This is a genomic window from Vibrio vulnificus NBRC 15645 = ATCC 27562 (assembly GCF_002224265.1).
GTDB lineage: Bacteria > Pseudomonadota > Gammaproteobacteria > Enterobacterales > Vibrionaceae > Vibrio > Vibrio vulnificus.
Genome location: NZ_CP012882.1, coordinates 1,012,073 through 1,025,144 on the forward strand (window position 1 = coordinate 1,012,073; position 13,072 = coordinate 1,025,144).

Annotated in this window: 15 protein-coding genes; 6 read left to right on the plus strand and 9 right to left on the minus strand. The window is 46.4% G+C overall.

Annotation, left to right across the window (positions count from 1 at the left end):
• Positions 1-142: 142 nt before the first annotated feature.
• Positions 143-1,030 (minus strand): LysR family transcriptional regulator, encoded by an 888-nt coding sequence (locus AOT11_RS20130; RefSeq protein WP_017419598.1) that lies wholly within the window; start codon positions 1,028-1,030, stop codon positions 143-145.
• Positions 1,031-1,137: 107 nt separating this feature from the next.
• On the opposite strand from AOT11_RS20130, the gene AOT11_RS20135 reads away from it, so the two are divergent.
• The 3 genes from AOT11_RS20135 (at position 1,138) to AOT11_RS23995 (ending at position 3,066) form a co-directional block, all read left to right on the plus strand.
• The gene (locus AOT11_RS20135) at positions 1,138-2,331 is read left to right on the plus strand and encodes a multidrug effflux MFS transporter (RefSeq protein WP_017419599.1); all 1,194 of its coding nucleotides are present in this window, start codon (positions 1,138-1,140) and stop codon (positions 2,329-2,331) included.
• A gap of 58 nt (positions 2,332-2,389) precedes the next feature.
• Entirely contained in the window at positions 2,390-2,740 is a 351-nt protein-coding gene (locus AOT11_RS20140) for a hypothetical protein (RefSeq protein ID WP_011081528.1), read from the plus strand.
• Between the two features lie 191 nt (positions 2,741-2,931).
• Entirely contained in the window at positions 2,932-3,066 is a 135-nt protein-coding gene (locus AOT11_RS23995) for a hypothetical protein (protein WP_017419600.1), read from the plus strand.
• 92 nt (positions 3,067-3,158) lie between these two features.
• Here AOT11_RS23995 and AOT11_RS20150 read toward each other — a convergent pair whose 3' ends face one another.
• The 5 genes from AOT11_RS20150 to AOT11_RS20170 form a co-directional block, all read right to left on the minus strand.
• On the minus strand, positions 3,159-3,764 hold the full coding sequence (locus AOT11_RS20150; protein ID WP_017419601.1) for a glutaredoxin domain-containing protein: 606 nt from the start codon (positions 3,762-3,764) through the stop codon (positions 3,159-3,161).
• A gap of 64 nt (positions 3,765-3,828) precedes the next feature.
• Positions 3,829-4,707 (minus strand): DMT family transporter, encoded by an 879-nt coding sequence (locus AOT11_RS20155; protein ID WP_017419602.1) that lies wholly within the window; start codon positions 4,705-4,707, stop codon positions 3,829-3,831.
• A 304-nt stretch (positions 4,708-5,011) separates the two neighbouring features.
• Positions 5,012-6,787: a putative bifunctional diguanylate cyclase/phosphodiesterase gene (locus AOT11_RS20160; RefSeq protein WP_017419603.1), complete on the minus strand. Its 1,776-nt coding sequence runs from the start codon at positions 6,785-6,787 to the stop codon at positions 5,012-5,014.
• Positions 6,788-7,070: 283 nt separating this feature from the next.
• Positions 7,071-8,048: a porin gene (locus tag AOT11_RS20165; protein WP_017419604.1), complete on the minus strand. Its 978-nt coding sequence runs from the start codon at positions 8,046-8,048 to the stop codon at positions 7,071-7,073.
• Positions 8,049-8,200: 152 nt separating this feature from the next.
• Positions 8,201-8,692 (minus strand): protein disulfide oxidoreductase, encoded by a 492-nt coding sequence (locus AOT11_RS20170; RefSeq protein ID WP_017419605.1) that lies wholly within the window; start codon positions 8,690-8,692, stop codon positions 8,201-8,203.
• 466 nt (positions 8,693-9,158) lie between these two features.
• On the opposite strand from AOT11_RS20170, the gene AOT11_RS20175 reads away from it, so the two are divergent.
• Positions 9,159-10,178: a porin gene (locus tag AOT11_RS20175; protein ID WP_017419606.1), complete on the plus strand. Its 1,020-nt coding sequence runs from the start codon at positions 9,159-9,161 to the stop codon at positions 10,176-10,178.
• Positions 10,179-10,284: 106 nt separating this feature from the next.
• Here the strand turns inward: AOT11_RS20175 and ohr are convergent, their stop codons facing one another.
• The gene (gene ohr / locus AOT11_RS20180; RefSeq protein ID WP_017419607.1) at positions 10,285-10,707 is read right to left on the minus strand and encodes an organic hydroperoxide reductase Ohr; all 423 of its coding nucleotides are present in this window, start codon (positions 10,705-10,707) and stop codon (positions 10,285-10,287) included.
• A 114-nt stretch (positions 10,708-10,821) separates the two neighbouring features.
• On the opposite strand from ohr, the gene ohrR reads away from it, so the two are divergent.
• Both ohrR and AOT11_RS20190 read left to right on the plus strand, forming a co-directional pair.
• Complete coding sequence (gene ohrR, locus AOT11_RS20185) at positions 10,822-11,280, plus strand: transcriptional regulator OhrR (RefSeq protein ID WP_026050216.1); 459 nt, start codon at positions 10,822-10,824, stop codon at positions 11,278-11,280.
• Between the two features lie 102 nt (positions 11,281-11,382).
• Positions 11,383-11,997 carry a fumarylacetoacetate hydrolase family protein gene (locus AOT11_RS20190; protein ID WP_026050217.1) on the plus strand — a complete coding sequence of 205 codons (615 nt, stop codon included), beginning with the start codon at positions 11,383-11,385 and terminating at the stop codon, positions 11,995-11,997.
• A gap of 21 nt (positions 11,998-12,018) precedes the next feature.
• Here AOT11_RS20190 and AOT11_RS20195 read toward each other — a convergent pair whose 3' ends face one another.
• Together AOT11_RS20195 and AOT11_RS20200 are read right to left on the minus strand one after the other, a co-directional pair.
• A complete protein-coding gene (locus AOT11_RS20195) occupies positions 12,019-12,333 on the minus strand; it encodes an AzlD domain-containing protein (protein WP_017419610.1) in 315 nt (104 codons plus the stop codon).
• The gene (locus AOT11_RS20200) at positions 12,330-13,043 is read right to left on the minus strand and encodes an AzlC family ABC transporter permease (RefSeq protein WP_026050218.1); all 714 of its coding nucleotides are present in this window, start codon (positions 13,041-13,043) and stop codon (positions 12,330-12,332) included. Before AOT11_RS20200 ends, AOT11_RS20195 begins: the two co-directional genes overlap by 4 nt.
• Positions 13,044-13,072: the final 29 nt, after the last annotated feature.

Genomic DNA, 13,072 nt, shown 5'->3' on the forward strand with positions numbered 1-13,072 from the left:
ACGTTACGAAAACAACTCCGATATGCATCACGTTAAATATCGTTCAGGTAGTAGAAGTTTGCAATGAAGAAAAGTCAGGTTTGCTAGGAAAGTGTTATCTCATAGCGAGTTACTGAGCAGAAAGAGTTAGCACTTTTTTGCTCTATACGGATTTTTCTTGCTGTAACCGCTCTTTAAGGTAATCCAAAAACAGTTTTGTTCTTGTGTGTTGATAGTCCAGTTTGGGGTAGTAAGCGTAAACGGTGGCTTCGTCTGCGTGCACGTTTGGCAGGACCGGAACCAAAGCGCCAGTGCGCAGCTCTTCTTTGATCATCACGTTATTACTGAACAGAATGCCCATGCCTCGTTTTGCACCGTGGAAAAGCGCTTCTGGATTGGTTGTCGAGAAGTTGCCACGCAAAGTCATGCGTTTACCATTGTTGAGTTTCAGCTCTCGACTTGGTTTTTCTCCCCAGATCAGGATATTGTGATTGACCAACTGCTCTGCATTCTCCGGCATACCGTATTTTTCAATATAGCTGGGGGCCGCAAAAAACGTCGCTTTATGTTCAAACAGTGCAGTTGCTTTATAGCTTAGTGAGTTCAGCTGTTCTAACTCGCGACTGATAAAAAGGTCTAGGCTCAGCTCAGGCAGTTGCCCTGGCAATGTGGTAAAGAGCTGGATTTTAATATCTGGGTATTTTTCTAGAAAATCATCCAGATAGTGAACTAAGAACTTGGAACCGACGGCAAGGGTCGCGCCAATTTTCAGTAATCCGGCTGGGCTTTGGTTGACGGAGCGCGTCTCATCTAAAACCGATTGCCAGCCATCGAGTTGCAACTTTGCACGCTGATAAAATAGAGCGCCCGCTTCGGTTTGGCTGATGGAGCGTGTGGTGCGCTTGAGTAACTGAACACCAATCTTCTCCTCTAACCACTGTATCCGCTTGCTGATGGCGGAACTGGTGGTGTTCATTTTACGCGCAGCCGCATTAAAACTGCCTTCTTCCACCACTCTGATGTAGCTGTTTACGCTTTGAAACCAATCCATATTCTTTCCTTTAGGGAACTAATCTCTTTCCGATTGGGGAGATTATCATCAATCAAAGGCCAATATAAACTGTAAATAATTTGGTGTAAGAGAGGAGAGGGGAAGGAATGCTGAAGTCGTTACAAAAAATGCCATTGCTTTTAGCGATGATGATCATCGCGACAGGGCAAGTGGGTGTGGCCATTTATTTACCCTCTCTTCCTCTTATTAACCACGACCTCGGATTGACGCAAGCTGACGTACAAAACGTCGTGACTTTCTTTCTTGTTGGCTTTGGTGCATCGCAACTCTTTTATGGCCCTTTGTCTGATGCGATTGGCCGACGTCCAGTTTTCATTCTCGGCCAAGGGATTTACTTGGTCGGCACTGTCATTTGCATCGCATTTTCGTCCAATATTGAAGCACTAGAGTTAGGTCGATTGTTGCAAGGATTAGGGGCAGGCAGTGCATCGGTGTTGGGGCGTTCTGTATTGCGAGACAGCTACGAAGGGGCACAATTGACCAAAGCGCTCTCTTATATTTCGATTACCGCATCGGTCATGCCGATCATTGCGCCCGTTTTTGGCGGCTGGATTGCCTTTCATGTCGGCTGGCAAGCGGTGTTCGTTTTTGTGTTGTGTTACTTACTGGCGATATTTACGTTGGGCTATTTTGTACTGCCAGAAACCTTGCCTTACGCCAAAAGACGTTTTCGCCCTTTAACTGTCTTGGCGACTTACCGCACTTTGGCCACGAATCCACAAGTGATCGGCAGTGCCAGTTTTAACTGGATGAGCTACCTTGTTAGCCTTGTTTCTCTATCAGTATTCCCTTTCATGATGCAAGGCGAGCTTGGATTTTCTGCCGCAGATTATGGCAGCATGATGATCATTCCATCTGCCGGTCTTTTGCTTGGTAGTGTGACAGTCAATGTCTTGTTGCGTTATTTCGAGGTGAAAAGGCTGCTTGCCGCCAGTTTTGTTCTTGTAGCGCTGTCAGGTTGTGGGCTAATTTGGGCGCCTTTTAGTAGCGTCAGCTTGATCGCTGCCTTTACCGTGATGAGTTTTGCTCAAGGGATGTCATTTCCTCTGTCGATCAGTTTGCTTCTTGGCCCTCACAAGCAAAATGCAGGTTCTGTTTCTGCGTTGTCTGGCTCAGTGCAGATGGTGATGGCAGCTCTGCTTGGTGGATTTTTGGTTGAACACTGCGTTCGGACTCAAGCGCAATTAGGATTGTTTTATATTCTTGTTGCGATGGGGTGTTTTGCCGTGTTGTTGCTCAAGGGCAAAGTCATGACGACGCCGGAGGTACAGAAAGTCTAACTTGATTATCTCACCCCCCGTCACTACAATGCCGCGCAGCAGTTAATGAGGGTTACCCATGCAACAGAATGAGTTTGAACAGTTAGTTAAGCAGGTTTGCCAGCAAGAGAACTTACCTAAAGCACTAGAGCTTCTAAAAGCGTGTGACGATGAGGAAGTTGCAGAAGCGGCAGCATCGCTTTCAGGGCAATTTGCTTTGGCAGAAGTGGATGGTGAAAAACGAATTTATCACGTGACGTTACAAGAAAACGAAGCGGGTGAAGAGACGGAATACGTTGAGCATGTCATGAACGAAGGTGAGCACTTGGTGAAGTTTGCCGCTTGGTTTTTTGATGTCATGTTCGAGATCAAGGCCAAAGAGACCTATCAAGCTGCCGGTAAAACCTATCAGCAACCGAAGCGTAGCTAACGCTGGCGGAATCGCTTTTTAGAACGAAAAAAACGGCAAGATTACTGCCGTTTTTTTCGTTTTCGCGATAAATGTTTTTTATCTTTTCATGAAATAAAATTACCAAATAAATGTGATCTTCGTCTTGTTATCTGATGGTTTTGTAGTAATATTACGAACGTAAACAGAAGAGAAAACATTGGAGAATCAAGATGGGTTATGAATTAGGCGGTGCTTACATCGGTCAAATGATGGCAAAAGACGCAATGCACAAAGCAATGTATGGCAAGACAACGAAGAAGAAAGCGTCATTTATCAGCCGCATGCTAAAGAAAATGGCAAAATAACAGCAAGCTTAAAGCGTTATTTTGTAATAAAGTTTCAAAAAAACCTGGCATCGCCAGGTTTTTTATTATCTGCTTATCTATGGTCAACGTAATCAGTTTGCCATCTCTACGACATTATTCGGAACGACATCAAGCCCACGCTCTTTAAGATAGACTTCCAGCTTGTCGCAACCTCCAATGTACGATCCATCTAGCCAAATTTGTGGTACGGTGACGGGTGTTTTTTCACCAATGATGGCTTTGACTTCTGGAATCATACGATACAGCGCGGCGCTCTCTTTGACGACGTCGTGATATTGGTAGTGAATGCCCGCCGCATCCAACAGCTGCTTGGCTTTTACACAGTAAGGGCAGGTCGCTTTACCAAAAACAATATTCCCCTTGAGGGTGTCGCGCTTTGTCCACTCTTTGATCACTGATTGAATGAGCACGCCACGGTTAAGGGCTTCACCTTGGCTAACCACTTTACCTTCAACCACCAAAATAGGCGCATGCCAAGCGCCGAGCTTTAACGGCTCCCACCAGTGAGATAGCCAATCTTTGATTTCCAACTCAACAGGAATACCGTTGAGCTCATTGGCAAACGTATCGGTTAAGATATCTTTTGTTAACGTACACTCACCGCATGGGATGTTGACTTTAAATGGTCCCCAACTTCCTGCCCAACGGTACAGGGTGATTTTAATCGCTTCACTCATTAAATATTCCTCAAAATCGCTCTATTAGTGTAGTAGAACGCCCTGGCGATGTTTTCCTTTCACGCTATTTTGTTTTTTTGGTTTCCCAATGGGTAATAAAGGCGACAGAAGCAATAATGATGAAGGCACCAAGCCAAAGTCTGCCCGGTGGCACCCAACCAAAGACAAGCCAACCTGCAAGTACGTTCAATGGCAGTTTTGCATGATCAAAAGGCTGAACAAAGGAGGCATCGGCATTGGCATAAGCTTTGACGATGGCCCATTGCGCCAGTGCAGTCATGCAGCCAGCGGCAAAAAGGATCAGCCAAATGGTCGTACTGCTCGGCATTGTGAAATCGGGAATCGCCAGCATGATGTTGAATGGCGTAATCAACAGCAGTAGATAAACCACCATGGTGGAAGGCGGATCGTTGACCGAGAGCTTTTTAACCATCAGTGAATAACATGCCCAAAAGAAGGCTGCGCCGACAGGCAGTAAGGTCGCGAGATGAAAATCATCCGCCCAAGGCTCGAGAATGATCATCGCGCCAATAAAACCGAACAGCGTCGCGCCCCAGCGTGCCACACCCACCTTCTCTTTCAGAAGCAGCCCAGAGCCGATCGTTGCAAAGAGTGGAGAAGTCATTAATAGTGCGATGCCTTGCCAAATCGGCACCGGATAAGCGAGTGCCCAAAGCCAAAGCTGAATACCGATAACCGACAAAAATACTCGCAGTGCATGCCAGCCAAAATGAGAGGTGCGCAGCGATTGGCGAATGCCCAGCGTTTTTAAGTACGGCAAAATCACAATTAAAGCGATGCCATATTGAATCAGCGCAACAGTGGTTGACGGAATGGCAAATTGAATACTGGCAACTTGCGCTAGGCTGTTGACGATAGCGAAAGCTAAACCGGCGGTCAGCATCCACGACGCGCCAAGGATTGGGTGGTGTTGAGATTGCATAGATAATCGAATTCACAAAAAAGTCCGAGAATCATACGTTTTCTGCATGGCGAAGCCAAATGTTTTGCGGCGTACGGGGTAAAAAGAAGCCCCTGAGTTCAGGGGCGCAAATGCGGATTAAAGGACGTACCTCGGTGAGGAGGATAAGAACGAGAAGCACAAACGCTGCCATGCATTTGTACTTCTATCATTGCAGAAGCTGTGCCAGTTTTTAAGTTGTTGATTTTGTTCGTTTTGTATTTTTGAGTATCCCAGAGTCGCACCATAACCATTCAAAAGGCGACAATCATGGTGCAAGGGAAAGCTAAATTTGCAGTAACTGGTGGTTAAATTCTTCCACATCAAGGGGTTTGGAGTAGAGATAACCTTGGAACTCATCGCATTGCTCGCTGACAAGCAACAAGCGCTGCTCTTCGGTTTCTACGCCTTCTGCGATGACTTTTTTGTCCATGTTGTGGCCGAGTTGGACGATAGTTCTTACTAGCATGTGATCATGATGATTGTCGACACAATCATCAATGAAGGCTTTGTCGATTTTCAACACATCAACAGGCAGTTGTTTGAGATAGTTCAACGAGGAGTAGGCGATGCCAAAATCATCGATTGCAACGGTGACTCCCTCACACCGCAAATTATGACAAATCTCGATGAGTTTCTTCGGCTCCTTCATCAATACCGTTTCGGTGATCTCCAGTTGCAGATAACTGGCCGGAAGATGAGACTCTGCCAGAGCGGTTCTAACTTGCAGTTCGATATCGTCATGAGCAAATTGTACGGTTGAGACATTGACCGAGACAGGGATCTTGTAACCCAAATCCAACCATTTTTTGGCTTGCTGACAAGCCTCGAGAATCACCCAGCGACCAATCGGAATGATCTGCTTGGTTTTCTCGGCAATGGTGATGAATTCAAAAGGCGTTATGGTGCCTAGTTCTGGATGTTGCCAGCGAATTAACGCTTCAGCGCCGGTCATTTCTCCTGTTGTGATGGACACTTTGGGCTGATAAACCAAGGAAAACTGTTTCAGTTCAATGGCTTTGTCGAGCTCTCGTTCAATCTGGTGTTGACGGATGGTTTCGTCCAATAGGGCTTCGTCATACCAACGGACTTGGCCGCGGCCACGTGTCTTGGCTTTTTGCGCAGCAATGTCGCTGTTTCTTAGCCATATATCGAGGTTGGTCATGGACTCGTTAAACAGGGCAATACCGGTCGCGTAGGAGATTTGATAAGAGCCTCGTTCTAGCTCAAACGCTGCTGTAAGTGCTCTTTTGAGTTTATCGAGTAGCGCATCGACTTCATCATTAATGCTGTGTTTCTCGTACACCAGCACGGCGAATTCATCCCCTTCCATACGATAGACTTGGCCAAAGCCAAGGGTGTTTTTTCGCAAACGACGAGAAAAGCGTTTTAACAGGAGATCCGCTTGTTCGTGGCCAAAGCTCTCGTTGATCTCTTTAAAAGCATCAATATCTATTTTGAGGAGGGCACAGTTTCGCCCTTGCTGAGCCAGACTTTCGACTTGATTCAGATCCGTGTAAAAGGCTCGGCGGTTTGGCAGTTGCGTCAAATAATCCGTTCGGCTGTCTTCTCGGTATTTGGTTAATTGCAGGTAGAACTTCTGCTGATAGTAGACCATGACGGACGCAAAGGCGGAAATCACCAACAGTTCAATGGCATCTTCAATGAGCTCATCTAAGCCCTCTGGTGGAACTGTATAAAAATAGCTTGCCGTCAATAATAAGGCGACGACAAATGCCCAAATGGTTCCGGGGAACAACAAAAGATAGCAAAGTGGGAGGAGAATAAACGTCTCTTCAATGACGTCAATATCGAGCGGATCGACGATGCCGCCGACAAAAAGGTAACTCGTGGCGATCAAAGCGCACACATATTTGATTTTGTGGGATGGAGAAAAGAGCGCCACAATCATGGCAATGGCAAACAACACGTAAGACCAAGGTAATAGGGTGTGCTCATCCACCAGGGTTTGCGTGATCAACAATACCGCCACAATATAGGCGGCCTTTAATATCAATACGACTTTCGAGTTTGCCACGATTTTACTTCTGCCATCTACCATAAATATCCTCGGTCTGGATTATACAGTATGGTGTTTTTGTGCGTTATATCAAAACGCTTTTCTCTCTATCTGGCCTGCGCTCAGACAAGATGATTGATAGGTTTCCATTAAGTATATAAAACAAAATGAAAATCACCTCTAAACTAGCATTCTTATTATCGCGATAAATATAATTAACCTCACAATTACAAATTAATTCGAGTCGATTCACACAAGATAAGTCTAGGGATGAAAAAAAGCCGGTAGGGATACCGGCTTGAAATGGCTCGATGAAAACAAGCATTTAGAAATCGTAGCGTACACCCAGTCGAAGTGTGTCTTCACCAGAAGTGACTTTGCCGTTTACGTCTTTTACATCATCAAGCTTATTGAGGTAGTACGACAAGTAAGTGCGGAAGTTGCTGTTTAGCTTGTAGTAACCCACCAACTCGAGACCTTTAGTTGCGTCCGATTTAGTGCCGTTATCGTCTTCTTCAGCGAAGGTGTACATCGCGGCAACGCTAAATGGTTTGCTGATTTTGTACTGAACCGCAAATTCGTAGGCGGTGAATTCTTGTTTCGCTTTGTCATCGAGATCACCCGTCGAGAAAGTCGCACCTAGATAAAGATCGTTTAAGGTATAGCCTGCGCCGACAAGGATCTGGTTTTGGCTGCCTTTACCAGCACCGTTATCACCTGTGGAGTAAGCCAAACCAAGATCCAGACCGATAGGAAGAGAGTAAAGGCCACTAATGCCCATAAGGTCGCTATTGTCAGCGTCGCTTGCTGAATAAGTGGCTTCAATTTGCAGAGCATCGAAGCTACCGCGATAGGCAAACGTGCTGTCTGTTTTGTCTGATGACGCGTCAATGAACTGTTGCACACCAGAAAACTCCGTAATATCCGTTAGGTCTGAAACGATGACAGACGCCATATCTTGTTTACCAACAGAAAACGCACCTGCGTTTGTCTTCACACCCGCGTACATGTAACGGTTTTTGAAGCTGCTTTCGCCTGTTTTCTGCTCTGCTTCGTAAAAACCAAAGGCTTGTAGATCGTTACCAAGGTCAGTGGTGCCTTTTACGTTAAGACGCGCACGAGTGCTGTCTTCCATGGTGCCGTCGATCTCAACGCCTTTGTCAGTACCGATGAAATCACCACGGAACTCAACACGCCCACCAATTTTTAGCTCAGTACCGTCTGTTTTATAAACGGTTGCTGCGAAAGATGATCCGGTGACCACTGCGGATAGAATTGCGGTTGCTAAAGCTGCCTTTTTCATTTCTCAATTACCTTTTTATATTCAATGGGCTTACATGCCCGATTCCTGATGCAGCTAAGGTACTGATTAAAAATGAACAAACGATTTCTGTTTCATGACGCTTTCTTTGTGCTTGTATTGCAGTTCAATGAATGATGAGAACGATAGAGCAGCTAGCTCAACCACAATCTGAGCCATAGGCCAATCGGAGAACTGACGCCTGAGGTAATAAACTCAATTTTGCCATTGCGCACAATCACAACGGTCGGGGTCACTTGTACCCCCCAATCACGGCTAATTTTGCCAGTTGGATCATTGATGGTGTCGTAATCATACTGTTGTGATTGTAAATACTGATTAACGCTTCCTTCGTCTCCCGACTGCATCGCCACACTGATCACGGGGTAGGAATCTGCGATCTGGTTGATTGTCGGGCTAACGAGTTTGCAAGGGCCACACCAGGTTGCCCAAAAATAGACAACCACAGGGGACTCTTGACTGGCGCTCAGTAAGTCAACTTGTTCCCCAAGCGTTGTGATGGCGGAGAGGGGGAGCGCGTTTTCTTTTGGCAGATTTCTCGAATAGTAGAAATCAAGAGCGATGGAGACAATCAATACCACCGCCAGCACGGGTAGCCACTCTTTTAGGATTTTGACGATTTTCATAATGGGTTTCTCATTGAGCTGTTACATGGGCCTCATGGATTGCGTGCGCTTTACGATATGGATTCAATCTCTCTGAAACTTGCATCTCGAGGTTACTTGGGTATAAGACCGGCGTTTTCCAATTTCTCTTCATTAAAGAAGAGAGAAAGTATTTCTGTTTGTAACATCATTATTAACATTTCGGTTGTTTTTCTGATTTTGCCAATCGTTTACTCGGTTTGCTTTTGATGGGATGTAACTATTTGTAACATCAAAACAACTCATTTTGTTTTTGTGTTTTTAAATTTAAATAATTGAAAATTAATGATTTATTATCTTTATGGTCAATTTATATTATTTCACTGGGTGGTTTGTTGTGCCATCGCATAAAGTTCTCGCCAGATGTTAACCAGAAGTAGCTGAATTCTAAGGTTCTCTACCTGGTTGGAATATGCATGTTATGTGTAATAACTAATGGAACTTAAAAATGAACAAAAACATTTTGGCTCTTGCTGTTGCTAGCGCAACATTCGGCACTCAAGCAGTAGCGGTGGAAGTTTACAACAACGATGGTACGACTTTCTCTATTGGCGGCCACGTTTCAGTGGCGTTGGAAGACTCCAAGCAAGGTGACCTAGGTGTGACAGCGGTTTCTCCGCGTATTAACTTCAATGCGACTCAAGTACTTGGCAATGGCTTTACGGCGGATGCAAAAGGTGAGTGGTCTATCAACTACCTAGATGGTGGCGAAAACGCACTGTCTACTCGCTTAGGCTACATTGGCCTGACGCATGAAAACCTTGGCCGCGGTGTTGTTGGTACTCAATGGGCACCTTACTATAGCGTTGCAGGCGTGGCGGATATGCCAATCGCATTCGCGAACGATTTCATTTACCAAGACCACGGTAACCTAGGTACAGGTCGTGCAGAAGAAATGGTCAGCTACGCTAAGGCGTTTGAGCTAGGAGAAGCAGGCAAGATTGGCTTAGGTCTTGGCTGGCAAGGTCGTAAAACAGACGACAAGAACGCTTACGGCAACCGTGCACAAATCGCTTTAAACTACAGCATTGCTGGCGTGACCGCGAACTACGCGTACAACACTGGTGACGTAAACTACACCGCTGGTGTTGGTACAAAAACGTCTGAATCTCATGTTATCAGTGCAACTTACGGTTCATACGGCAAAGGCTTATACCTAGCGGGCGTTTACGCAATGAATGAGTACATGAACTCTGGCGACGGTAACCTACTGAAAGACACGTCAGCTTACGAAGCGCTAGCGGCTTACACGCTAAACAACGGCATCAACCTAAGCGTTAACTACGAATCTGTGATTGATGAAGAGCTAAGCAAGCGTGTATACAGCACGTCAGCGGTTCAAGCTGAGTACAACTTCACGCCGAAGTTCGTTGGTTTTGCTGGCTACCAGTTTGACCTACAAGGTTCTGGTGACTACAAAGAAAAAGCAGACGACAAATGGATGCTAGGTGCGCGTTACTACCTATAAGCGCTAACATTTTTTAGCCGTCCAATTGTCCACTCATGTGGAAAGCCAGCAGCGTCACTGCTGGCTTTTTTGTATGTTGAAGCGCGATTCGCGACGTGTGTCTTACTTAAATCGCGATGCCATTGACTGACAACTGAACGTCAATATTGCCACGAACGGCATTAGAATAAGGACACACTTGGTGAGCCGTGGCGACTAATTTCACCGCCTGATCCGCAGGCAGGTCGATTTCTGCTGCCAGTGAGACCGTTAGGGCAAAACCACCTTGTTCATTCGGGCCAATGCCGACCGTCGCGGTGACAGGCGCTTGTTTAATCGCTATCTTTCCTTCGCGAGCGACATGTAAAATCGCGTTAGAAAAACATGCGGCGTAACCTGCGGCAAAGAGTTGCTCTGGGTTGGTTGCCGCACCGGTTCCGCCCATTTCTTTTGGGTAGCTTAGGTTGAGTTCCAGCAGTTTGTCGTCAGTGCTGACAAGGCCGTTTCGTCCAGCAGAAGCCGTTGCGGAAGTTTGGTAAAGTGTTTTCATTGTCGATGTTCCTTTGTTATTTAGGTTGTGTGCAATCTAATTGTTTGCAATCTTATATCGAACCTTTTGTTGTTTGCAAGTATATTGTGCACAATTTATTTTGTGAGGTGAGTGATGTCTGAACAAACTATCCGTTGCCAAGGGGATTCTGAAGCGCAACTTTTGCTGGAAAATCAAATATGTTTCCCGCTATACAGTGCGGCCAATGCAGTGATCCGCGCTTATCGACCATTACTTGACGCTTTGGATCTGACCTACTCACAATATCTGGTGTTGTTGGTCTTGTGGCAGCAAAACGGCATCAATGTGAAAGATTTAGGCGCCAAGCTTCATCTTGACTCTGGCACCTTAACCCCGCTGTTGAAGCGCTTGGAGGCAAAAGGCATTGTTGAACGTCGTCGCGGCCAAACTGACGAACGTGTGAGAGAGCTGTTTCTCACGGAAGCAGGCAGAGCTCTGAAGCAGCAAGCCCATCAGGTGCCGCAAAACATGCTTTGTCGTATCGATCTCAGCATTGACGAATTGGTGACATTGAAAAGTTTGTGCGAAAAAGTGCTCGAAAAGCTCAATTGATGGATCGAGCTTCTCATTTTGGATGATTCTGTGATTGGATTCTGAGCACTTTATCAGTGGCTAGTTTAGAATCGCGTTTTTGTGTTTGTTCAGGGAAGAGAAATGAGCCATATCCACTTCAGAAACAAAACCTTGCAACCGGGCAAAGTGCTCTGCGTTGGGCGTAATTATGTTGAGCATATTGAAGAGCTGCAAAACGCAATTCCCGATCAAATGGTGCTGTTTCACAAGCCTGCGTCGGCAGTCACCAGCACATTGCATTCTTTCCATCAAGAGCCGCTTCATTATGAAGCCGAGATCTGCTTTGTGATTGAAAATGGCCAGTATGCAGGGGTGGGCATTGGCTTAGATCTAACGAAACGACAGACACAAAGTTATCTCAAAGCGAAAGGCCTTCCATGGGAGCGAGCGAAAGCCTTTAACGGTGCCGCGGTACTCAGTCGCTTTCTCGAACTGAAAGGCATCGATAGTGACGATCTCAACCTCGAACTGTTTATCAATTGTGTCCGCGTACAAAAAGGGCATGTCAATCAAATGCTGTACTCACCGCAAACGGTACTGGAAGAGCTCAAAGGTTACGTGACATTGGATGATGGCGATGTCGTGATGACGGGCACACCTCAGGGAGTGGGCGAAGTGCATAAAGGCGACGTGTTTTTAGGTCGCCTTAAATGTGGTGACACCACCTTATTGGAAGTTGAGTGGGTGGCCTGTTAACGGCCATTGAGTAACGTCAAACTAGAATACCCACAATTTTAAAAGCAAAAACAGGAACATACTGACAATGGTGGTGAGAAGTACGTTTTTGCTGCGCCAAGCGATCAACGCCGCGACGAGCGCCGCCAACAGATAGGGGTTTTGCAGTGAAAGCTGCAACTCACCCTCTGGGATAAACACGATAGGTGCCCAAATGGCGGTTAATACCGCTGGGCTAGCGTAGCTTAAGAATCGTTGGGTTCTGTGTCCCAGCTTCAATGGCAAACTCGGCTCCAAAAACAGATAACGACTTGCGAAAACCAACACGGTCAGCGCTAAGATGGTTAGCATGATCATAATTTGCGCGCTCCCAGCTGTTCTGCCAAGTAGCCGGCACTCATGGCTCCGATGCTGGCCATCATTAATGCCCCTTCAATCTCAAAGAAGTGAAGCACCACTGAAAGAAAGAGTGCCGTCACCACACTGACCAACACAGCAACGCTCTTGATGCTGGGGACCACAATGGCGATAAAGGTTGCGGCAACGGCGAATTCCAGCCCGAGATCGTTAAGTTGCGGAAGAAACTGGCCCGCCAAGATACCGCCAAACGTGGCTGCGTTCCAAAAGAGATAAAAGCTCAAACCGCCTCCAAGGGCATACCATCGGTCGAACTGCTTGTCTTGTTGATGACCGACCAAAGCAAACAACTCATCGGTTAAGAGAAAGCCCAACGACAAACGCCAGCGCAAGGGAAGGGGGGCGATTTTACTGCGCATGGAAACACTATAAAGAAAATGGCGCGAAGTAATAAAGAAGGTGGTCAGCAACATGGTGGCAACGCCAGCCCCTGCTTTGATCATCCCCATCGCGACGAGCTGGGCAGAGCCTGCAAACAAAATAGCCGAAAGGGCTTGCCCTTCCAAAGCCGTGAGGCCGGAATCGATGGCGAAAGAGCCCGCCAGCAGTCCCCAGGGAAGAACGGCAATACTCAGTGGCATCATCGCCATGGTGCCTTGTAGAAAACGCCGAGTTTTCGAGTGGTCGGTGTGAGAAAGTGTGGTATCCATTTTATGACTCATCGTGATGTTTTCTTCAG